Genomic DNA, 22,890 nt, shown 5'->3' on the forward strand with positions numbered 1-22,890 from the left:
AAAAAGCCCGCTGAATCCAGCGGGCTTTTTTTATTGAGCTTTTCTGTCTGAAGGATCTACTGCTCAAAACCGCAGCGGGACTTTGCAGACTCAAAGATGCGACCATCCAAAGTCAAACCGAAGGTGTCATGTCCGGACTGAGCGACGATCACGCCCTCGCCATTTGCATCACGCATCCAACTGCGCTGGTGATCGGCATAGTAATTACCGATGCAAATCTGAGCCGGCTCTCCGGTGAGATAGAAGTTGATAAAACCACCCGGACGAGTCGAACGAAGGCTGTAATCAACATGATTGAATTCCAACTGAAGAGTTTTGATCTGAGTCAGCAAGCCCTGCTCGTTATAAAACAGTTCCGTAGCCGTCGCCTGACCAATGGCCTCTTTTGAACGCAGAACAAATCCAGCGGAAGTGCAGCCCATTTGAATATGCTTTACTTTTCCATTCGGCCAGAAGTTGATAATCCCCCCGCCCTTTTCTACCGGCGTGGACTCCCCGCAGTGAACCGGCATGGTGCGCCCTCCCGGACCGGACATATTGAAGGATCTGGCCAGAGTCGCGGAGGTAACGACACCCATGTCATTGTAGGAAACCCTGTAGGACTGGCCACGCCCCAGTTCCTGACCAGAATGCAGGAAGATGTGGTAGCCATTCACGTCCGCCAATTGCAGACCCGATCTTTGCAACAGATCGATATACTGAGGCACGGTCACATCGCGCATCATCGTGGAATGCAGGAAGCCGTTCATCAGACGGACACCATTGGAAGTCTGGAAGTTGTTTTCCGGCTGCAAACCCTCACGATAGATGAACTCATGCAACACCAGAGCAGAACGCTGGGTATTGGTCATGCGATCCCAGACATCTTTATTGAAATAATAGCGATGCCCCTTGATGCTGGGGCGTTTATACTGAACAGCCCCCTGAACCAGGATGCAACCTTTTGGCAAAGCGCCCCAGCCACGGTCCGGAATATCAGTGAACTCGGTGCCTTTCAGGAACAAAGCTTCACGATCAAAAGTCTCCAGAAACGAGGTGTACAAAATTGCACGGGTTGGATTGATTTCCCCCATGCGGGCAATCATCTGGCGCAGGATTTTTTTATACTCAGGGCCTTCAATAACATCCATTTCAAAAGTCTGAATCTCGCGGGCCTCAAACAGATCCAGAACTTCATAACGCTGATGTTCCACACGGCCTTCGCAATAAATGACGCTGCCGCCGTTGCCTTTTTCATCACCACCGATAAATGCGGCGTGTGCCAGCGACCCCGCAAATGAAAACAGAATCAGGGGTAACAAGTTTTTTTTGATCATAGCGCTTTCTCACTTTCAGCAACAGTCAGGGGGAAGAACTGGATATTCAGATTGTACACTTCGGTCATGTCACCCTCTTCAACCAGCATGGACAGTTTACGGCGGAATTTTTTAATCAAACTCTTGGCCTCTTCCATTTTGTGCGGGTTGATCGCCATGGTGATAGCCGAATAATCACGGCGGTCGATCGGAGTTCTTTTCAGAACCTCGATGGCCTTGTGCATGTCAGACACGTGGGCCTGAACCAGGGCTTCACTCGGAATATCGGTAGTGGTGGCAAGACTGGCCACGGAACGCGCGATGGAATTGCCCTTGCGCTTGATAAAGCCCAGATCCAAAAGCAGATCCAGACTTTGCTGAACTTTCTCCAACGGCAGCGCCAGGCGTTCAGCAATCCACTCCGGGTCCGGCTTGAAGGTCTTCATACGGATCAGGTTCAGGATGGCAAAGTGCTCCCAACTGGCAATCAGCTCCAGCTCTTTTTCAGCCAAAGTTTTTTGCGCGGCAAATTTACGGGAACGCGTAGAGATCAAAGAATAAACTTCGTTGCGTTCCTCTGCCCCCAGCTCCAACCCCAGCACGATCTTGTTGGCGTAAAATTCACTCAAAGGACGTTTGCCGTGCATCAGCTCGTTCAAACAGCCGGGTGAAATGCCTACTTTTTTTGCTAAAGAGCGGAAGGAAAATCGAGGGTTCTTTTTCTGAATTTCCTCAAGTTTGTTTTTTAAAAGGGCACCGAATTGATTAGACACAAAATCCCCCACCGACATGAGGGATTTTTTACATTTAATACCAAAGTTGCAAGGTTAAAATAGACGAAGAGTTCCGTACGATAAACAAAGGGAACGCTGCGACAGGTTCAGATTACGAGCTCTATGATCGCGCGAAAGCCGTGATTGCCAGCCATTGCCCCGATAATGTTACGAAGCGAAGTGATGTTCTTCCCCTGAGATCCGATCAACTTTCCGCGATACTCCTGCGGCACCGTCACTTTATACACTGTTGTCTTGTCGCCTGCTGCAAAGGTCACTTCCACCTGTTCATAGCAGGAAGTCATCTCTTGAATTACGCTCTCAAGAACCTTCGCCAAACGATCTCTAATATCCGCATCCTGGGTCATAGTCTCCGCCAACATGTTTCGTTCTCCGTACCACCCATTTTGTTGATCCCCTGCCTTAAGAGCAACCCTGCCGGGTCCACCCTAGGCCGGAAAGTGTTCCACCAAGAATATAGGAATGCTCAAATTCCCCTATGATAAGACCCAAAAAACGGCCGCCGGGTTAACCTTTTCCTGTTTCTTCGGGGTCATGCAGTACCGGGACAGGGCCGTCCCGCCAATCCCCATCAAAGGAAGATAACGGATGCAAAAAACAGTTTTATGTTTTTCTTTATTAGTGTTTTTAAGTGCCTGCGAAAACAGCACTCCGGGTGAAACCTCGGTCGTCACCCCGCAAGAAACCCCGGAGCTGCAGGAAAAAGTCATCTATGGCAGCGACAACCGCAAAGACCTGTATGAAGTAAAATCAACTTTACAAAGGCGTTTGGCCGACTCGACAGTGGCGTTGATCAAGGAAGAAAACTTACAGGAAGGCGCAGAGATCACACGCATCTCTGCTCAAACTTTCCGCAGATCTTACAACCTTTGCGCTTCGGAACGTTTCGGAGAACAGGAAAATGCCGCCTTCTGTTCAGGCTCCTTGGTGGCGCCCGACGTCATAGCCACCGCCGGTCATTGCGTGCGATCGGTGCGTGATTGCAGCGAAACCCGTTTCGTCTTTGGTTACGCCATAAAATCAGCCGGAGTTCAGCCGCGTGAAGTGCCATCCACCGAAGTCTATCGCTGCGCTGAAATCATTCACAGCGAAGTGCTGGCAACCGGGTCCGACTTTGCGCTGATTAAACTGGATCGCCCTGTGAACAACCATGCCGTTTTGAAAACCCGCAAAAGCGGAAGCGTCAAAGTCGGAGCCTCATTGGTTGTGATTGGACACCCGGTAGGGCTTCCCACCAAGATCGCCGCCGGGGCCAAAGTGCGCAGTGCCACGGAAGCCGAACATTTCGTCGCAAATCTGGATACCTATGGAGGAAACTCAGGCTCCGCAGTATTTAATTCTTCCGGGGTCATCGAAGGCATCTTGGTCCGGGGTGACACTGACTTCGTTTACCAAGGGTCCTGCACTGTTTCCAACCGCTGTACCAGCACAGGCTGTCGCGGCGAAGATGTCACGCGCATCACCCGCATCCTGCCTTATCTTTGACCTTCATCAGATCCGACTGACACTTCTTTCCTGAACCAATCTTTTTGGTTCCAATAAAGACATGTCACAACCTCAATGGCACAAGCTGGGTCCGACCGATCTGCTGCAGAAGAAAAACCTGCAGCAGATCGAAGTTCACCGGACCAAGCTGGCTCTGATTTTTAAAGACAACGAATTCACCGCCATTTCCGGGGTGTGCAATCACGTCGGTGGCCCTTTGGGTGATGGTCAGCTTGAGGGCGACTACGTAGTCTGCCCCTGGCACTACTATAAATTCCACTATCGCACCGGATTGGGCGAGCCCGGCTATGAGGCCGATCATGTGCCCGTCTATAATTTAAAAACCGAAAATGGCGAACTGTGGGTGGACCTGGCCAGCGCCACGGCGCGAGGACGCATGCCCCACGAACCTCATCCCCTGACCCGCAAAGTGCAGCGCGAACCCGGCCCGCTGCGGGTGGTGGGAATTTCCACCACCGTCATGGACAACGCCCATCCGCGAGTTTCAACCTCGGAGCTTTTACTGGAACAAACCCTGAAGCACGCCGAAAGCAAAGGCTATGAAACGCGTCTGCAAAAAATCCGCGAACTGAAGTTTCGCCACTGCGAGGGCTTCTATTCCAAAAGTGCGCACGCCTGCACCTGGCCCTGTTCCATCACGCAGATGGATCCCACCGACCAGTTGGATCGCGTGTATGAAGATCTAATTCACTGGGCGGATGTGATGATCGTGGCCACCCCGATTCGCTGGGGTTCGGCCAGTTCATTGTATTATAAAATGGCCGAACGCTTTAACTGCATTCAGAATCAAATCACCATCAAAAACAACCAACTGATTCGCAACAAGGTCGCGGGATTCATTATCACCGGAGGCCAGGACAACGTGCAGGCCGTCGCGGGTCACATGATGGGCTTCTTCTCGGAGCTCGGTTATCATTTGCCGCCGTTTCCTTTTATCGCTCATTCCCTGGGGTGGAGCTCTGAAAACATGGAGTACAACGTGCGCTACGTGCAACAGACTCAGGCTCTGACGGAAGCCGCTCAGGAACTGCTGGATCGCTGCGCGGAACTGTCCTGTGCTCTGCTTGAAACATCCGCCCACGTCCTGCAACACCGGGCCGGTCGCAAGGCCTACAATGCCTCCAAACATCACGACAAATAGGTCCCGGCACGGCACCGTCGATTTTATAGACAGCCTAAATCTGCCTGGTTTCATCCCAGGCCGGAACTGCTCTTGCATTCTTTCGAGGGATGCGGATGATGTTCTGGATTCTTACAGCATTTATGGCTCTTCAGTTTACAGCGCCGGCTTTTGCCGATGCCTGCAGTTGTATCGCCGATCCGTATTCCAAAAAGTATCAACTGTACAAAAAAACCTGGTACGGCACCCAGCGCAAATGGAGCTGCGTCTATACCTGCCAGGATTCGCAGCAACAGCGCACGGAAATGACAGCCTATCACTCAGACTGGTATGTCACAGATAAGGGTCTTGAAGGAATCTGCGACGGCCTTCACTATGTCAACGTCTACAACACTCACCGCATGGACTTTGTCTGGAAGTTTGAAGAAGCCCGCTGGTTTAATCCGGCGCAGTCGTCTTCGGCGGACCTGAAAAAATGGGCCCAAAGCTGTCGCTGATTTCCTTTACCAAAAAAACAAAAACCCCCGGGTTTCCCCAGGGGCTCTTTTGAATTCAATTTTTAAATCGAATTATTGAGCGGTATTGTTGATCCACTCGATCGCGTTGCTAACTTTGGCATAAACACCATAATAGTTCGCACGAGCACAACCTTGACCCCAGCTCACAACACCAACCAGATATGTCTGATTGTTTTCGTCTTGAGCTACCAATGGACCACCAGAGTCACCTTGGCAAGAGTCTTTACCACCACCTTCGTAACCAGCACAGATCATGCTGTCCGTGATGCCGTTGTTGTAAGCTTTGTTACAAGCTGCTGTAGAAACCAATGGAACGTCCACTTTTTGCAGTTTTGTCGGCAAAGAGTAAGAACCTTCACGAGTTGCACCCCAACCAGCCACAGTCGTCAAAACTTCAGAGCCATCCGTTGGAAGAGTGATTTCAGCCGGGTTCAACGCCACTGGAGCGTAAGAAGAATCCTGAGAAAGCTCGATCAATGCAAAATCGTTTTCCATTGTGCGTGCATTGTAGTTCGGGTGAGCGATGATTCTTTTTGGAGCGATGGATTCTGCATTCACCGCATTTGTACGGTCATGCAAGCCGATCACAACTTTTTTAACCGTGCCGCCACGAACACAGTGAGCTGCTGTCAATACCCAGTTCTTCTTGATCAAGGAACCGCCGCAGAAATGGCTGCTGCTCTGCAAAGACACGATATATGGGAACTCACCGATGGAAGCTTCAACGCCACCAACGATTTTAGCCCCTACAGAGCCAGATTTCGCGAATACTGGAGCAGACATCATCATGAGGCCTGCGATAACAAGATGGTTCATTTTCATTTTATTCCCCTCTGGTCTTGAATCCTTCAAAACCTGTATCAATCGTTGTCTGTTTTTTCCCAATGCTCAAAGACTCTCGGCGACCCACTTTGGAACTGGCCTTTTTTCGGACCTTTGCAGAGGGGAAATTATTGCCCCCGAACATTTCTTCCTCGACGGTAATTACCGATTTTTTTAAAAGAACTTGCCAAGCCTGCATGATTTTTATGAAATTCGATTTCTTTATTCTTGGAAGATCCTCCGAAGCTCGCTAAGACTGAAATTGACGGAGGCCCCATGCGATCACTTGCTTACTCTGCTCTTTTGCTGGTCTTGTTTACCTGCTGGACTTTCAACTCCCACGCAGCAGCCCCTCTCGCGCGCGTGGCTGATGGTAAAATCCAAGGCCTTCGTACTGCTCACAACACCGAAGCCTTTCTTGGAATCCCTTATGCAGAACCGCCGGTGGGTTATCTTCGCTGGAAAGCGCCCAGATCCCCGGCCCCTTGGTTCGGCACTCTCAACGCCACAAAACTTCCTGTCGCCTGCCCTCAAAAAGGAAATTTCTTTGCCAACGTTCCACCGGAACAATTTGGAACTCCCGTCGGCAACGAAGATTGTCTGTATCTGAATCTATGGAAACCCGTCGCGGCGAAAAAACGCCCGGTGGTATTGTGGATTCACGGTGGATCCAACTTCAAAGGCACTTCTGCCGATCCTCTTTATGATGGCGCGTGGCTGGCTTCTTCTTCAGACGTTGTCTTTGTCAGTGCCAACTATCGACTGGGCATGCTGGGCGCGCTGGCCCATGAGGCTTTGAACAAAGGCAGCAAGTGGGACAGTTCTGGCAACTATGTGACTCTTGATCTGGTCGCCGTTCTGAAATGGATTCACGCCAATATCGAAAGCTTCGGCGGAGATCCCGACAACATCACCATCATGGGTCAATCCGCAGGCTGCATGAATGTATGGGGTCTTTTGCAAACGCCCCTTTCCAAAGATCTTTTCCACCGTGCGGTTTGTTCTGCCGGTGTGCCGAATGCGTATCCACGCTGGGTGGCGGAAACCCGCTCAGAAGACTTCATAGAAAATCTGGTCGTCAATGCCGGCTTGGTGAAAGGAAAATCCCACGCGGAAGCGTATCTGCTAGCTAAGGGCACCAAGTGGATCCGTCAGTTCCTGTATTCCCGCACCACCGAAGAACTGGTGCAGGCTCAAGAATACATTGTGCCGTTTCAGCATTTCAAAGATGACGCCGTTTTCCCGCATGGAGTGGAGGGAATCTTATTCGGAAGCTTCCACCGCGTTCCGCTGATCCTGGGTTTAACCACCGATGAAGCAACCTATCTGTTGGGCGGCGCCCTGATCAAGCCCACCGACAAAGAGCTATGGTCCCTGATTCAGAATCCTCCGGCGGACCTGAAAGAGGAAGACCTTATCAAAGACGACAAGGTGACTCTGTACCATTCCAGCACTGCCGCGGGGTCCGTGGCGATGCAGATGACGATGGAAGAAATCTTCTGGGCAGTGAAAGCTTACAACCCGCAGACCTATCGCTATTCCTTTGAATGGAAAGAAACCCCCTCGCCGTGGAAAGAAGTTTTTGGCGCTGTGCACGGCATGGATGCGATGTTCTACCTGGGGAACTTCGAAACCGAAAAGCCCAGCTTTGCTCGATTTGCGTGGACGGAACAGAACCGTCAGTCCCGTGAAGCCTTGCGGGACTCGATGGCACCGTACTTCAAATCGTTCTTCTGGGACGGAAATCCCAACACCCAGCTCCCCGCCCAAGCGCCTGTCTGGGACGGCCGAATGGTGTTTAAATAGTTGCTTCAAGCTACGGGCTAATGCAACCTCTTTATTCCACTGTAGCAAACAGAAAATTTGCAAACTATTTAAATGCAGATTCTACAGGAAGAAATCCGTTGGACTTATTCTCCCTTCCAACAAACCTGCAATACGGAACCACCTTCTTGTCTTTCGTTTTCAGAAAATCAAATGGAAACGAGAATAAAGAAAATGCTTCTTTTGACTCTTTTACCGTCTTTAGAGATGCTTGGAAAAGAGGATTCATAATGTACAACGCTGGCCCTTATATCACACGTATCGATATTTCGAGCACGTCTTCATATGGTGCCAAAGTCTGGTCACACATTTCAAAATATGAACCAGTTGCAGCTAATCCATTTGTATCCAAATAGGAGTACGAAGTGACTAATTTAATTTTAGCTTCAATCATACTATTGATCTCCCAGCATGCATCTGCGCTTGTCCCAGACAAGATCCTGAGTGCAAATATTCCTGCTACACTTACAAAAGACCCAGAAACAGGAGCCACTCGAACCATAAATGACGGGGTTGTGGCCGACCAATTGTCAGTCAAACTTGATGGGCCAACTAAGCTGCCTTATGACGTTGTGCTCCTGAAGACAACAACACTTGACTGCAGTTTGCTTGTTTTTAAAGAAGGTCCAAAAGGAAGTTTTAAAAAGTATCCAGTTACTTTCTCCACAAGCTCGTCCATTCACTCATGCTTATCCCTTGAAACAAAGGACTTTAACCAGGATGGGAAACCGGAAATAGTTGTTCAAATCCTTGATGGAAAAGAAGTCGGATCTCCCTCTATTTTTAGATGGGATGGAGCGAAGCTTATCGATTCAACTCCGACACAAACTTTAAATGGGGTTACGACTAAGAAGCTTCGATCCGTGCTAATCACCGACAAACCCGTCCAGGGTAAATTGATGATCTTCGATTACTCCAACGACGGCAGCCCAACCAGAGTATTCACTCTGACAGATAAAGGCCTGCAAGAGACCGGCTCCTATGATTCCATTAACATGGTTGGCAAAACAGTTTCAGGACTTTCCCTAAGGCCCTCCGTGAAGGATGGTAACTACACACTGACAATGACAAACGTTTCCAGCCATCAGCGTGCAGTAAGGGCGGAGATTTCTATTAACGGCAAAGTATTAGTTTTCCCAAAGCAGTTCTGCAAATCCCCAGCGCCTGCAAAACCTGATGCTGGCAAAGACGATCTTGATGACAAGAACGAAGATAAAATGAAGCGGTGTCTACCGAACAATACCGTCACATCATCCTTGAATCTGAAAAAAGAAGATGAACTGAAAATTAAGGTGTATGGAAGAGGCGACTCATTGATGCGTTTTACTTTGACTAAGAAGTAAACGGGCAAAAAGTCCAGCGATCCGCGTCACGCTGGCCACACTCAAAGCCCTTTTTAATCGATAAGGGCCCCCGGGGCGGCTCACATTTGAATTTTTGAGGACATTGAGGCCCCCAAAAAGGGCTAAACTCATAAGGGAAATTCTATTGTCATGGGACCCCTTTTATGAGAACCAATTTAGATGTCTGAAAACAAAATTCGCAACGAAATTCATGTCTTTATCAATGGCGCTGAACACCGCATTTCCGGCGAAAAAGCCTTTCTTCCGCTAGCCCAGTATTTACGCTATCACAGCTCCCTTCCGGGAACGAAAGTGGTGTGCGCTGAAGGCGACTGCGGTGCCTGCACGGTGCTTTCGGCAAAACTTGAAAACAACACCTGGTCTGAATTCCAAGCCATCAATTCCTGCATCGCCCCGATGTACCTTTTCGACATGGGATCACTGGTCACGGTGGAAGGACTTTCCGAACAGGAAGACTTAAGCGAAGTGCAAAACAAGATGCGCGAATTCCACGGCGGTCAGTGCGGTTACTGCACGCCGGGCATGGTGTGTTCGCTGTCATCACTGGCAGAAAAAAGCGCGTGTTCTGGAAAAGCCATCACCGAGAAAAAAGCCCGCAACTTCCTGACCGGAAACCTGTGCCGTTGCACGGGCTATGAACCGATCCTGGCGGCTGCGACCAATCTGGATCTGTCAAAATGGAAGTCCCTTTCCGCCAAGTACTTGACGGACAGTCAGAAAAAACAATTCCAACCTCTGGTCTCTGATTCTTTGATGATTGAAGCTGGCGCCAAGAAATTCACCGCCCCGGCGAACTTCCAGGTGGCGACAGAGCAAAAATCCAAATCCCCACAAACTCGTCTGGTGGCCGGCGCCACTGATTTGGGCGTTTTGCACAACAAAGGCAAAGCCTTCATGGATGACGTGATGAGCTTGCACAAGATCACCGACACCGGTGAAATCAAAATGACCGCTGACGGCGTGTGGGTCGGAGCCCGCGTCACCCTGACAGCCCTGGAAAACTTCCTGGAAGACAAACTGCCAGAGCTTTCGCGCCTGCTGCGCATCTTCGCTTCACCGCAAATTAAAAATCAAGGCACTCTGGTCGGTAACGTCATGAACGGCTCCCCGATTGGTGACAGCATCCCTGCCCTTTTGGCGCTGGATGCGGAAGTGCACTTGCAGTCCACCAAAGGTCTTCGCAAAGTGGCTTTGCCAAAGTTTTATAAGGCCTACAAGGTCTTTGACGTGACTGCGGATGAGATTGCCACAGGCATCCTGATCCCGGTGCCCGGACCTGAATGGAAGTCCAAGTTCTTTAAAGTGTCCCTGCGTAAGGATCTGGATATTTCTGCGGTGACCTTTGCCGCTTTGGTAAAAGTCGATGGCAATACCATCAGTGACGCCCGCATCGCCATGGGCGGTGTCGGCCCGACCGTGGTTCGTTTAAGTGACATTGAATCCGCAATGAAGGGTCAGGCTTTCAGCGAAGACACCTTTATACGAATGGGTGAAAAGGTTCGCACCTTGATCAAGCCTATTTCCGATCTTCGCGCCACGGATGAATACCGTCTGAAAGTCGCCGAGAATTTATTCAAGAAATGCCATATTGAACTTCAACAGGAAATGACAGCATGTCCGTAGGTCAAAACATCCCTCATGATTCTTCCCGGGGCCACGTCACTGGTGGCAGTGTGTTTATCGACGACCGCCCGATGATGGCGGGCGAAGTCTTGGTGCTGCCAGTGGGTGTTCCCGCGGCCGCCGGTCGCCTGAAGTCTATTGATTATTCCCAAGCCCTGAAGTGCCGTGGAGTTTTGGCCGCTTTCACGGCCAAAGATCTTTCCCACAACTCCTGGGGCACCATTGTTCCGGAACAGCCCATTCTGGTTGCCGACAAGATCGGCCACTATGACGAGCCGGCAGTGCTGTTGGTCGGTACCGACATGGAAGATCTGTTGCGCGCAAAAAAACACGTGCAATTTGAAATTGAAAAAGAAAATGGCGTCTTCACGATTGATGAAGCCATTAAACTGGATCGTTTCATCTATAAAGCCAACGCCTTCAAAGTCGGCGATGCCGACGCCGCAATGGCCAAAGCCCCGCACCGCCTTAAAGGCGCCTTTGAGTGCGGCGGTCAGGAGCATTTCTATTTAGAATCCAACGCCTGCATCGCCTACCCGATGGAAGACGGACAGATCGAAGTTCACGCCAGCTCCCAGCACCCGACTGAAACCCAGCACGTGGTGGCCGAAGCTTTGGGCTTAAGCCTGCATGAAGTCGTTTGTATCGTAAAACGCATGGGTGGCGGCTTTGGCGGCAAAGAAAGTCAGGCCGCCCCATTTGCGGCGATGGCAGCTCTGGTCGCAAGAAAAATGAAACGCCCGGCTCGTTTGTGTTTGTCGAAAGACGACGACATGATGATGACCGGAAAACGCCATCCGTTCAAAAACTACTATGAAGTGGGTTTTGATAATGACGGACGCATTCTTTCTTTGAAGGCGCACCTTTACGCCGATGGGGGCGCTTACGCCGATCTTTCAAGCTCGATCCTGGATCGAGCGATGTTCCACGTTGATGGCGCGTACTATCTGCCCGCCGCGCACATCGAAGGTGCCGTGGTTCGCACCAATCTTTATTCCAACACCGCCTTCCGTGGTTTCGGGGGCCCGCAAGGGACGATGACCATCGAAAGCATTATCGAAGACATGGCCCTGCACCTGAAAAAAGATGCCCTGGCGATCCGCGAACTGAATTGTTATCAAAAAGATCACAACAACGTGACCCACTATGGTCAGGCGTTGGGACACAATCCCCTGCCAGAGCTTTTTGCCGATCTTAAAAAGTCATCGGACTATGATAAGCGCCGTCAAGAAATCGACGCCTTCAATGCCAGCAGCAAAACCGCGGTGCGGGGTCTGTCCATGACAGCGACCAAGTTCGGTATTGCGTTTACTGCACGCTTCCTGAATCAGGGAAATGCTTCGGTGAACGTTCATAAAGACGGCACCGTGCAGGTTTCCACCGGAGCCACTGAAATGGGTCAGGGTGTGAACACCAAGATCCAGCAGGTGGTTGCTCACGCCTTTGGTATTCCAGCCCATGACGTTAAAGTCATGGCAACCTCGACCGAGAAAAACCACAACACGTCACCTACGGCGGCCTCCAGTGGGTCTGACATCAACTGTGCGGCAGCTTTGAAGGCCGCAGTCGGCATTCAGAAACGTCTGGCGTGGTTGTTCCAAAACATCCTGGCTGGCACACCAATGAATGATATCGCCGAGTGCCCGCCATTGGACGAATCCAAGTTGAAATTTGAAGAATTCCAATTTGAAAACGGACTTCTGACCCACAAACCCTCCAGCAAATCCATGACTTGGCTTGACGCTGTTAAACAAGCTTACTTCAACCGTCTGTCTTTGGGTGAGTACGCTCACTTTAAAACCGAAGGCCTTGGTTTTGACAAAAAAACCAGCCAAGGAACGCCGTTTAAGTATTTCACCAACGGTGTTGCCGTCAGTGAAGTGCAGGTGGATCTGTTCACAGGTGAGTATAAAGTTCTTCGCACCGACATCCTGATGGACCTGGGCCGCCGAATCAATCCGGGTATCGACAAGGGTCAGGTGACGGGCGCGTTCGTTCAAGGCATGGGCTGGGTGACTTCTGAAAAGCTTTTCCACAATAAAGAGGGAAAACTTTTAAGCCACTCCCCGACCACTTATAAGATCCCGAACGTACAAGACACGCCAAGGGTGTTTAATGTCGAGTTCATTGAAAACCACGAGAACCGCGAAAACGTCCACCGCTCCAAAGCCGTGGGTGAACCGCCGTTCTTACTTGGGATCAGCGTGTGGACGGCGTTAAAAGACGCCGCCAATGCCAAAAGTAAAGGCCTGATTTCGACCCTGAAGTCCCCGGCCACCCCGGAAGAGATGCTGATGGAGATCGCCCGTCATGAGTAAAATGAACTTTGAAGACTATCTGTCTGCGATGAAATCCCTGCAGGACGCCGGCAAATCTTTTGTTAGTGTCACTCTGGTAAAACAACAGGGATCTTCCCCTCAGGACGTGGGCGCACGTGCCTTGGTGTCGGCCGACGGGCTGGAGTTTGGCACAGTCGGTGGCGGCAAAGTGGAAAAACGCGCGATTGAAGAAGCCCAGAAAATGATCCGCGAAAAGGTTGCGCATCAATACACCGACTGGAATCTGCAAAAAGATATCGGCATGACCTGCGGTGGTGTGGTCAGCTTCTTTTTTGAGTTCTTTGAATACAACCATCCGTTCAATATCTGGGTGTTCGGTGCCGGCCACATTGCCCAGGAACTGGTGCGTCTGTTGATACGCCTGGATTGCAAGATCACGTGCGTGGATCCGCGCCAGGAATGGATCGACAAACTTCCAGCCTCGAGTCGCCTGACCACTCTTTGCACCGAAGACATGAAGGGACTTGTTTCCCGCATTCCGGAAAAGTCCTTTGTGACTTTGATGACCATGGGCCACGGCACTGACCTGCCAATTTTGGTGGAAGTCATGAAACAGCGTGATCGCTTCAGTTATGTCGGCAACATCGGCAGCGACCAAAAAGCGCGCCGCCTGCGCCAGGACTTGATTGATGCCGGCATTGCTCAAGAGTCACTCGACAAGTTCCACTGCCCTATGGGAGAAAGCTTCGGCACCAACGCGCCGGTGGAAATCGCCTTCAGTATTGTGGCGCAGATTCTTAAAACAAGGGATTTGGTTCTATGAGTTTAAGCAACAAGAAAACCCAAAAGATCGCCTCCGACCTGCTGCCAGCCCGTCTGTCCCAAGCCCGGGGCGATGGCACCTTGGATCTGCTGATCACGAATGTGCAGATGCTCGATGTGATCACGGGCGACATCTATCCCACCTGTATTGCCATCGGTGGTGAACACATCGTCGGCGTGGGGATGGAGTATCAAACCCAGCCTTCCCGCCGCACTTGGGATGCCCAAGGGGCCTTTGTGACTCCAGGGTTCATTGATGGTCACCTGCATATTGAATCCTCGATGATGTCGCCTTTTGAATTTGAAAAAGCGACGTTGCCGCTGGGAACCACCACGGCCATCTGCGATCCCCACGAGATCACCAACGTCCTGGGCGGCAAAGGCTTTAGCTGGTTTTTGCGTTCTTCTGAACTGATGCACCAGAATCTTTTTGTGCAGATGTCGTCCTGTGTTCCGGCCCTGCCGGGTTTTGAAACCACAGGCAGTGATTTCCCATTGGAAGAAATGAAGTCCTTCAAGGATCATCCTTCGGTGCTGGGTCTGGCGGAAATGATGAACTTCCCCGGCGTGATTCACGCTGACAAAGAAGTCCTTGCCAAGATTGAAGCCTTTGATGATCTGAACATGGATGGCCACGCCCCGCTTTTGCGCGGCAAAGCCTTGAATGCTTACCTTCTGGCGGGAATCCAGAACTGTCATGAAACGGTGACGCTAGAAGAAGGCCGCGAAAAACTGCAAAAAGGCATGGGCCTGATCATTCGCGAAGGAAGTGTTGCCAAGAACCTGCGCACCCTGGCTCCGCTGGTGAATGAGTTTTCGTCCCCGCAGTGTTTGCTGTGTACCGATGATCGCAATCCTTTTGAAATTGCCCACGAAGGTCATATCAACTATCTGATCAAAGAACTGATCAACAAACACGGCGTCGCTGTTCATGTGGCGTACCGTCTGGCGACTTACTCCGCCGCCCGCCATTTTGGTTTGAAACGTCTGGGGCTGGTGGCTCCGGGCAAGAAAGCCGATCTGGTTTTCTTGAAGGACCTGAAAGCTGTCGATATTCAGGACGTGATGATCGGTGGGAAGTTTGTTTCTGAACTGAATCTGGGGGCTTCTTTGCAAGAAAAACTGCAAACCTCCCAGCCGCCGCTTGAAAACACCATGAAGCGGGCCCCACTGACGGAAAAAGAACTGACCGTGAATCTGCTTCCGGGTGTTTACAACGTGATTGAAATCGTGCCTCACGAAATCATCACCCAGCATCTGACCGTGGCTTTTGACGGGCAAAAGTTTGCTGAAAGCGATGTGCTTTACATGGCCAACATCGAACGCTATGGCAAAGGTTTGCCTCCGGCTTTGGGGCTGGTGAAAGGCATGGAGCTAAAAAGCGGCGCGCTTGCAAGCTCTGTGGCGCATGATTCTCACAACATCATGGTCATCGGGACCAACCCGGCGGACATGGTCCTGGCAGTGAACACATTAATCAAATCTGGCGGCGGCTTTGCCGTGGCTGATCAGGGTGAAATCAAAGCCCTGGTGGAACTGCCAATCGCGGGTCTTCTCAGCCTCAAGAGCGCGGAAGAAATCAAAGACGGCATCGCCGACCTTAAAACCGCCTTCCGATCCTTGGGAGTCCATTTAGATGAACCGTTCATCCAAATGGCTTTCCTGGCTTTGCCGGTGATTCCGACCTTGAAGCTCACCGACCGCGGGTTGGTGAACGTCACAAATTTCAGCTTCATACCTTTACAAGTAGAGGCTTAGGTCCTTGAAGCAATTACTCTAAAGCCCCTTTCTGACAGAACGGGGCTTTTTCTTCTCGACAGTCCAGCAAATTCCGTGATTCATTCGGGGTGATTTCTTTATCAGGAGGTCATCATGTTTGAAACATTATGCGCGATGCTTGTGCCGTTTTGCATTCAGGCTTCTGATCCTGCCACCGAGAATTTAAAAAGTTACAATATCGATCCCCACAGCATCACCATCTCCGGAGTATCCTCCGGCGGCTTTATGGCGGTGCAAATGGATGTGGCCTTCTCGTCAGTCTTTTCCGGAGCGGGTGCCGTTGCCGGGGGTGTCTACTGGTGCTCTGAAGGAGATTCCAAGAAAGCCCAGTCCCAGTGCATGGGAAGCCCCGAAAAAATCGACAGCCGTCTGATGATTGAAAAAGCCCGCGACTTGTCAGGCCAAGGTGACATTGATTCCCTCGAAAACCTCAAAGATCACCGCATCTATATTTTCGCCAGCCCCAAAGATTCCGTGGTGAAGCTGGGTAACAGTGACAAGCTGATTGAGTTTTATGAAAGCTTCGTTCCAAAAAATCAAATTCACCGTGTGACGACTCCAGAAACTGCTCACGGCTTCCCGACCCTGGCCAGCGGGGGGCCCTGTTCGATGGCGGCGTTGCCATGGCTTTTGAAATGCAATTTTGATACGGCCGGCGACATTCTTGCGCAGATGTATACCGATTTGAAAGCACGGGGAATTGCAGTGGCGGAAAACCTGCACAAGTTCACGCAGACTGATTTTGGCGACAGCAAAACTCCGTTATATCGCGATGGATGGATCTATGTTCCCGAGGCTTGTGAACAAGGCGCCCGCTGCAAACTGCACGTGGCCTTGCATGGCTGCCAGATGAATCCGGATTTTATTCAAGACAAGTTTGCGACTTTGGCTGGCTATAACGACTGGGCTGAAACCAATAACATCGTTGTGCTTTATCCGCAGTCAGCCCGCGACAATCGCGGTAATCCTTATGCGTGCTGGGACTGGTTCGGCTTCACCGGGCCTGATTACGTCAGCAAATCCGGCGCCCAGATGTCCGCGTTGATGAAGATGATTGAACGCGTGCGCGGACTTTAATCCGCGCCTTCCGAAAACTCTGGTTCTTCGACATTTCTCATGTGATCCGCCAGACGCAGCAGTGAATGCAAAAGCTCACTGCGCAGCGGTTCAGCAATCTGCAACTCGTCGAACGCCTGCACCATGCACATCATCCACTGATCGCGCTCGGACTTTCCGATCTTGAATGGAAAATGGCGCATGCGCAGTCTGGGGTGTCCGTACTTTTCAACGAACAACCCCGGTCCCCCCAGCCACCCGGACAAAAACATAAACAGTTTTTCCTCGGATCCTTGCAGGTTTCCCGGGTGCATGTCGCGGATGCCTTTGGCTTCCGGAACGGTGTCCATGATTTCATAGAATCTTTTGCAAAGTTGGCGCAGGACTTGTTCGCCACCCAGCAATTCGTAGGGCTTTTTCTCTTCAGACATTACAAGAACTTACTACTCCCGGACCAAAGTGGCAACTGTGCTTCAGTTTGAGACATCTTGAGACTTATTTGAGCCCGAGATTTCTTCAGATTCCCTGCAAAAAAGCCGATAAAATCCTACACGCCGTGGAGTCTAAGTTCATGAAAAAATTAAATATTCAGCACGTCACTTCGATCCTTGCAATGGCCTTCTTTTTGAGCGCCTGTGATCGTATGGCCGTTGAAGACAGCAAAGTATCTTTGAAGCTTCCCAAAACAGTTTCCGGAAAAGCCGGTGCTCAATCCGTTTCCGCGCTGAAGCACATTGCCGTGCAAGTCACCGCTGCAGATATGGCAGAGCCGGTCACATTGATTTTGGATTCCCACGACAGCCAGACTCTTCCCTCGGAAGTGACTCTGGAAATCCCTTCCGGCAACAATCGACTGATTCAAGTGCTTGCGGCGTATGGCACTGGAAGCAACGATGACAATGCGATCATCTACTATGGCGATGTCACAAAAACTTTGATCGGTGGAACTGATTCTGCGGAGGTCCCACTGGATAACCTCAGCGGCACCCAGCCGGAAGAAGAAGGCCGTGTTTATGGCCGCTACCTGACAGGGGCCAATCAGGGCCCTTCCGGCGAATTGAAGATGGTTTACCGCCCTGCTGGCAAGCCCGGCATCGTCGTGGATCGCCGTCACATTCTGGGGGGCTGGTTTGAAGCCACTGTTTTCAAAAATGTGCCTGTCGATTACGTGCTGCCTGACGGATCCCTTCTGGGAAATCAGTGGACTTTGGAGTCCCTGCCAGTTTCAAAACATCTGATGCGCATTCGCATGCCAGCGCACTCGGAAAGAAAATGGGTGAACAACACGAACTACTGGCAGGATCGCGGAGTCGACAACAGATTCATGGGCTTCTTCGCTGCTCAGCCGTCTTTACTGGATGATAAAAAAGTCTGCTCGTTCAGTAAAACCACCAAAAATAACGGAGACATCTATTTCGGCAACAAATACCTGAGCCACTCTGTTTTAAATGTCGTGCCGATCAAGGCCTTCTTTACGGGCACAGCCCCGCAGACTTCCGCTAATTTTGCTTCGATCATCGGAGGTCTGGACATCAGCGCGTGCTCTTCCCTGTCGTTGAGCGAAGAATTCAATCGCTACTTGATCCTGGACAACTCGAACTACGGAAATGAGCTGTGGGATTCATTTGAAAGCATGTCCGGCTTGCGCGGCGGACTGGCGGCCGTTCGAGAAAAGTCTCAGGATGGTCTGACAGTTTATCGCAGCACCTCCAAGCAGGGCGCCAATATCAATGGTCCCTATTTTGATATCTCTCTTTTGCCGGGGATTAAAGAATCAATCACCAGCTATCAGATTTACAAGTCGACCCAAAGCAATTACGCCCCGATGGGCTATGACAACCGCTGCGAACCGGACGAGTTGCGCAAACAGGGCTGGGCCCTGCTAAGAACCAATGCCTTACCCGCAGGCGCTGGTGACTCCATCAGATTCACCGCCGGAAACATTGGGTTTACTCCCGAACAATACGCCAACTACATCGTCTGCCTGAGTAAAAACAACACACCTTTTGGTGCGCAGGTGGCTTTCGGCGCATGGACTTTCTCTGCATCGCCAGCAACGGGCATGAACCTGCATCTCGGTAGCAGTCAGTACAATCAAAGCTCTCAGCCTGCGGTAAACGAATGCCGTCGCGTGGATATCTCGCTGACCACCACGACAGGCAGTATTCTAAATGCAAACGGTGTGACGGCAACCCTCAGCTCTGGCGGACCTGCGGTCCTGCACACTGATGCTGCCTGCAGCACCACCGCCGTCTCCAGTCTGAATGTGACGATGCCGGCCGGCACTCAATTCGCCTCTGTCTATACGAAAAGCCCCATCGCCCAGTCTTACAACATCAGTGTTGACAGCAATACGGGTGGGCTCACTCCTCCTTCTCCACTTTACATTTCCGTCAGTGATGCTCCGACGACGGTCAGTCAGATTGAGATGGCTATGAATTCCTCCAACTGGTATTCAGGCACTCCGACCGAAATGAAACTTTTCAAAAACGGATGTTTCCCGATGATGGTGCGTCTGACCAACTCCAGTCAGTCGGTCCAGACATCTGGCACTGTGGACTTCTCTTGGTATAAATTGGATGGGACAACCGCCTACACCCTTCCTTCGGGCACAAGACTGGTGAACAATTGCACCAGCAGATCCCCCGTCAGCCAGCTAACCTACAGCAACTCAGCCATCGCCGAATTTGCTATCGAAGTCGGCACCGAGATGCCTGCCAATGCCACTCTCAAAGCCGAGGGCTTTGGTTATACCGCACAAATCACGATTAACAACTCTCCTCTGGTTCATCACCTGGCGATTCGCCTGCCTGCCGGTTCAACCCTGAACCCGGCCGTCGGAGCCTGTCAGGCTCTGGAATTCGTTGCTAGAAATGCCTCGGACCAGGATGTGACCGTGCCTGCGGGTCAGCTACTGAAATTTTCCCCTACAACAATCGTTCAAGTTGGCAGCTCGGGGGCTCAAGTGGAGTTCTACGACAGCAGCAGTTGCAGCTATAATTCTAACAACTACAGCATTGCCGGCGGCGAAAGCAGCAGGACGATTTACATGAAGGTCAAAAGCCCTCAGATGGCGGAAGTCAGCTACTATTCCGAACACACCGAGCGAACCCATGGATACAACTGGGATGTGATAGACAAGCTATCCATTAATCCGGTGATTATGCCTTTGATCATTCCGGTCCCTGATCCCGTTGTTTTGGTTGGCAACTCAATCACACTTTACATCCAAGGTGGCGTGCCTCCGTACACCGTTCAGAAGGTGTCTGGTGCCGCAAGCCACTACTACTCTGAATACGGCAGTTCCATCAATGTGACTGCGGAAGGCGTCGGGGCCATACAGTTGTCTGTCACCGACAGCCTGGGAAGTGTTCAGCTTATTAACTTAACAGGGCAATAGAAGAATACGCAGCATGAAAACAGAAAAGATCAGCATCCTGATTGGCATCACCGTGTCGGCCCTCTTTATGTGGTTTGGTTTCCACTATTTTAAGTACGTGGATACGCCCGCAATCCAGCGCCCTTACAGCCCTTTCCTGGAGGGCATTGAGGTCCTGGATCTGCGCTTTAACGATATCAAATATAAAATCCGCCCGCCCTCTCAAAGTCAGGCTCCGGTGGCTTTGATCGCCATTGATGATGCCTCGGTCCGCGAAATCGGCCGCTTCCCATGGAGCCGAGAAATGATCGCGGAAATGACTGACAACTTGCTGAAGCTGGGAGCCAAGTCTGTCAGCTTCGATGTGATCTTCGCCGAGCCGGAAACATCAAATCCCCAAGCCGACAGCGCTTTTGCCAAAGTCATCAGTGACAACCCGGACCGCATTGTTCTGGGGACCTTCAGTGAAAATCTGGTCGACTTCCAACCGCACCAGGATCTATGCGTTGCCGAGGCGTTCCTGGCCACGGGGGGTGACCAACTGGTTAAAATCAACCCGAGCTTTGCCATTGATGAAGAAACTCACGCGATTGACGACTTGAACTGGGCCCCGCTCTTCGCGACCCTGTTTCAAACCATTCAGGAGCGTGAACAAAATGACCTGCTAAAAAGCCTGGGTAAAAAATCCCCTGAAGAGCTTTCCACGTTCCAAAAGAACAATCTGAAAGCCCGTCAGTTCATGGCGTTGTTTGAATACTGCAAAACCTGGCTGACCAAACATGACATCTTCCTGTCCCCGGAAAACATCGGTCAGGTGGAAACACTTTATCATGACGTGGTGGCCGATGCGCCCGATCTAAAAAACCTGAAGTTCGAGGACCTGCGGTCGCGCATACGTAAATCCTATAAAACCCATCCGATCCCGCAATACGGCGAATGGACTCCGAACACGCTGGAACTGCAAACACCGGCGACTTACACCTCCAGCTTTATTGCGCAACTGGACGCCGACGGTTATGTCCGCCGCTATCCCCTGTTCTTCCGTTCCGGTCATAAACTGGGTACCAGCTTCATTCCGTCCATGGCCCTGCAAAGCTTTCTTCTGTCCGGCCCGTATCGTGCTGAGCTGAAGATGGCGACGGCCAAAGATGGCGAAAAAAGCCTGGATCAGTTCAATATCTACGACACCTCGAAAGAACCGGAAGTTAAAATTGCAAGTTATCCGGTGGACGGCTCGGGCCAGTTACTGATCAACTATTATGGCCGTCAGATGTCCCTGCCGTATGTTTCAGCCAAAGAGCTGTTCAACGACGAGCCGACCGTAAAAGTCACCACCAGTGTGATGAATCAGGAATCCAAACAACTGGTGATTCAAACCAAAGAATACGATAAAAAAGAATTCTTCAAAGACCGCAGCCTGATTGTAGGTGCCACCGCTGTAGGGCTGTACGATCTGCGTAACACGCCTTTAGAGGCCAACTATCCGGGACCGGAACTGCATCTGACCATGCTGGCAAACCTTTTTGACAAGCACTTCCTGAAACAGTGGAATCAGGAGGCCCAATGGCTGCCGGTGGTTCTATTTGTCGGTGGAACGGCGCTCGCTGTGGCCTGGGCACTTCTAGGGTCCTTGTCGTCGCTTTTGGGCTTTGTCGTCTTTATTCTGGTGATCGGCGCTCTGGATCTGTGGATCTTTATCAAGCACAACCTCTTGATTCATTCCTTCCTGATCTATGCCTGCGCGTTTGCGGGCTTTGGTGCGATTCAGGTCTTTAAATACTTCACCGAGGAAAAGAAAAAGAAGGAACTTAAATCGACCTTCTCTAAATACGTCTCCCCGGCGGTTGTGGATGAACTACTAAAAGACGCGGCGAACTTAAAACTGGGTGGTCGTCGTGAGCGCATGACGGCGTTCTTCTCTGACGTCCGCGGCTTTACGACGATTTCAGAAAAACTGCCGCCGGAAGAACTGTCGCGGGTGCTGAATCTTTATCTGACCCCCATGACCGACATTGTCTTTAAAAACAGCGGTACGCTCGACAAATACATGGGTGATGCGATCATGGCTTTCTTCGGCGCCCCGGTGAAGGACCCGAATCACGCCGCCCATGCCTGCCGCTGTGCCCTGGAAAGTCTGGTCAAACTGAAAGAACTGCAAAAAGAGTTCTCGGACAAAGGGCTTCCGCATATTGATATCGGAATTGGCATCAACACCGGCGAAATGAGCGTGGGAAACATGGGTTCCAACATCGTTCAGAACTACACGGTCATGGGTGACTCGGTAAACCTGGCCTCGCGACTTGAGGGTATTAACAAAGAATACGGCACCCGCATTGTGATCAGTGAATTCACCTACAATGATGTCAAAGACACTTTCACGGCGCGGGAAATCGACCGCGTGCGAGTCAAAGGCAAACTTGAACCCGTGCGCATCTTTGAACTGGTCTGTGAGGGCGCGGCCAAAGCCAAAACGGCTGAATTGATGACGTCATTCCAGGCGGGATACGAACTGTATCATCAAAAACGTTTTGCAGAGGCCAAACAGGTCTTTGAAAAAGCGCAAGGCAACTGGGGCTCCGAGGAGCCCGTCAGCGAACTTTATATCGAACGTTGTCAGGAGTATATGGATTCTCCACCGCCTCAGGACTGGGACGGTGTTTACGTCATGAAAACGAAATAAAAAAAGCCACCTTGCAGGTGGCTTTTTCA

At 51.1% G+C, this 22,890-nt stretch carries 19 protein-coding genes; 13 read left to right on the top strand and 6 right to left on the bottom strand.

The window, feature by feature from the left end; all coding sequences use genetic code 11:
* Positions 1–56: 56 nt before the first annotated feature.
* From ACZ520_RS12325 to ACZ520_RS12335, 3 genes are all read right to left on the bottom strand, one after another.
* Positions 57–1,316: a hypothetical protein gene (locus ACZ520_RS12325; RefSeq protein ID WP_374033532.1), complete on the bottom strand. Its 1,260-nt coding sequence runs from the start codon at positions 1,314–1,316 to the stop codon at positions 57–59.
* The gene (locus ACZ520_RS12330; protein WP_374033533.1) at positions 1,313–2,068 is read right to left on the bottom strand and encodes a DUF4423 domain-containing protein; all 756 of its coding nucleotides are present in this window, start codon (positions 2,066–2,068) and stop codon (positions 1,313–1,315) included. The genes ACZ520_RS12325 and ACZ520_RS12330 overlap by 4 nt, the downstream gene beginning before the upstream one ends.
* A 107-nt stretch (positions 2,069–2,175) precedes the next feature.
* Positions 2,176–2,451, bottom strand: coding sequence for a KH domain-containing protein (locus tag ACZ520_RS12335; protein ID WP_088564757.1), 276 nt, complete (start codon positions 2,449–2,451; stop codon positions 2,176–2,178).
* A gap of 226 nt (positions 2,452–2,677) precedes the next feature.
* Between ACZ520_RS12335 and ACZ520_RS12340 the strand changes: the two genes are divergently transcribed.
* The 3 genes from ACZ520_RS12340 (at position 2,678) to ACZ520_RS12350 (ending at position 5,212) form a co-directional block, all read left to right on the top strand.
* A complete protein-coding gene (locus ACZ520_RS12340) occupies positions 2,678–3,574 on the top strand; it encodes a trypsin-like serine peptidase (protein ID WP_464125794.1) in 897 nt (298 codons plus the stop codon).
* 61 nt (positions 3,575–3,635) lie between these two features.
* Positions 3,636–4,736 (top strand): Rieske 2Fe-2S domain-containing protein, encoded by a 1,101-nt coding sequence (locus tag ACZ520_RS12345; RefSeq protein WP_374033535.1) that lies wholly within the window; start codon positions 3,636–3,638, stop codon positions 4,734–4,736.
* Between the two features lie 122 nt (positions 4,737–4,858).
* On the top strand, positions 4,859–5,212 hold the full coding sequence (locus tag ACZ520_RS12350; protein WP_464125797.1) for a hypothetical protein: 354 nt from the start codon (positions 4,859–4,861) through the stop codon (positions 5,210–5,212).
* Positions 5,213–5,284: 72 nt separating this feature from the next.
* Here the strand turns inward: ACZ520_RS12350 and ACZ520_RS12355 are convergent, their stop codons facing one another.
* Positions 5,285–6,055, bottom strand: coding sequence for a S1 family serine peptidase (locus ACZ520_RS12355; RefSeq protein ID WP_464125799.1), 771 nt, complete (start codon positions 6,053–6,055; stop codon positions 5,285–5,287).
* Between the two features lies 1 nt (position 6,056).
* Entirely contained in the window at positions 6,057–6,254 is a 198-nt protein-coding gene (locus ACZ520_RS12360) for a hypothetical protein (RefSeq protein WP_011165027.1), read from the bottom strand.
* A gap of 77 nt (positions 6,255–6,331) precedes the next feature.
* Between ACZ520_RS12360 and ACZ520_RS12365 the strand changes: the two genes are divergently transcribed.
* From ACZ520_RS12365 to ACZ520_RS12400, 8 genes are all read left to right on the top strand, one after another.
* On the top strand, positions 6,332–7,861 hold the full coding sequence (locus tag ACZ520_RS12365; protein ID WP_464125801.1) for a carboxylesterase/lipase family protein: 1,530 nt from the start codon (positions 6,332–6,334) through the stop codon (positions 7,859–7,861).
* A 20-nt stretch (positions 7,862–7,881) separates the two neighbouring features.
* Entirely contained in the window at positions 7,882–8,235 is a 354-nt protein-coding gene (locus ACZ520_RS12370; RefSeq protein ID WP_464125803.1) for a hypothetical protein, read from the top strand.
* A gap of 9 nt (positions 8,236–8,244) precedes the next feature.
* Positions 8,245–9,222 (top strand): hypothetical protein, encoded by a 978-nt coding sequence (locus tag ACZ520_RS12375; protein WP_088564752.1) that lies wholly within the window; start codon positions 8,245–8,247, stop codon positions 9,220–9,222.
* Positions 9,223–9,402: 180 nt separating this feature from the next.
* On the top strand, positions 9,403–10,866 hold the full coding sequence (locus tag ACZ520_RS12380; RefSeq protein ID WP_464125806.1) for a xanthine dehydrogenase small subunit: 1,464 nt from the start codon (positions 9,403–9,405) through the stop codon (positions 10,864–10,866).
* Positions 10,857–13,184 (top strand): xanthine dehydrogenase molybdopterin binding subunit, encoded by a 2,328-nt coding sequence (gene xdhB, locus ACZ520_RS12385; RefSeq protein ID WP_464125808.1) that lies wholly within the window; start codon positions 10,857–10,859, stop codon positions 13,182–13,184. Before ACZ520_RS12380 ends, xdhB begins: the two co-directional genes overlap by 10 nt.
* Positions 13,177–13,968 carry a xanthine dehydrogenase accessory protein XdhC gene (xdhC, locus tag ACZ520_RS12390; RefSeq protein WP_374033541.1) on the top strand — a complete coding sequence of 264 codons (792 nt, stop codon included), beginning with the start codon at positions 13,177–13,179 and terminating at the stop codon, positions 13,966–13,968. The genes xdhB and xdhC overlap by 8 nt, the downstream gene beginning before the upstream one ends.
* Positions 13,965–15,725: an adenine deaminase gene (gene adeD, locus ACZ520_RS12395; protein WP_464125810.1), complete on the top strand. Its 1,761-nt coding sequence runs from the start codon at positions 13,965–13,967 to the stop codon at positions 15,723–15,725. The genes xdhC and adeD overlap by 4 nt, the downstream gene beginning before the upstream one ends.
* A gap of 114 nt (positions 15,726–15,839) precedes the next feature.
* The gene (locus ACZ520_RS12400) at positions 15,840–16,823 is read left to right on the top strand and encodes an extracellular catalytic domain type 2 short-chain-length polyhydroxyalkanoate depolymerase (RefSeq protein WP_464125812.1); all 984 of its coding nucleotides are present in this window, start codon (positions 15,840–15,842) and stop codon (positions 16,821–16,823) included.
* Here ACZ520_RS12400 and ACZ520_RS12405 read toward each other — a convergent pair.
* On the bottom strand, positions 16,820–17,233 hold the full coding sequence (locus tag ACZ520_RS12405; protein ID WP_416480326.1) for a group II truncated hemoglobin: 414 nt from the start codon (positions 17,231–17,233) through the stop codon (positions 16,820–16,822). The two genes, ACZ520_RS12400 and ACZ520_RS12405, sit on opposite strands and share 4 nt — an antisense overlap.
* Positions 17,234–17,373: 140 nt before the next feature.
* Here ACZ520_RS12405 and ACZ520_RS12410 point away from each other — a divergent pair, with 140 nt between their 5' ends.
* Complete coding sequence (locus ACZ520_RS12410; RefSeq protein WP_464125814.1) at positions 17,374–20,202, top strand: hypothetical protein; 2,829 nt, start codon at positions 17,374–17,376, stop codon at positions 20,200–20,202.
* Between the two features lie 13 nt (positions 20,203–20,215).
* Positions 20,216–22,861: a CHASE2 domain-containing protein gene (locus tag ACZ520_RS12415; protein ID WP_464125816.1), complete on the top strand. Its 2,646-nt coding sequence runs from the start codon at positions 20,216–20,218 to the stop codon at positions 22,859–22,861.
* Positions 22,862–22,890: the final 29 nt, after the last annotated feature.

The sequence above is a fragment of the Bdellovibrio sp. BIS2 genome (genome assembly GCF_055398295.1).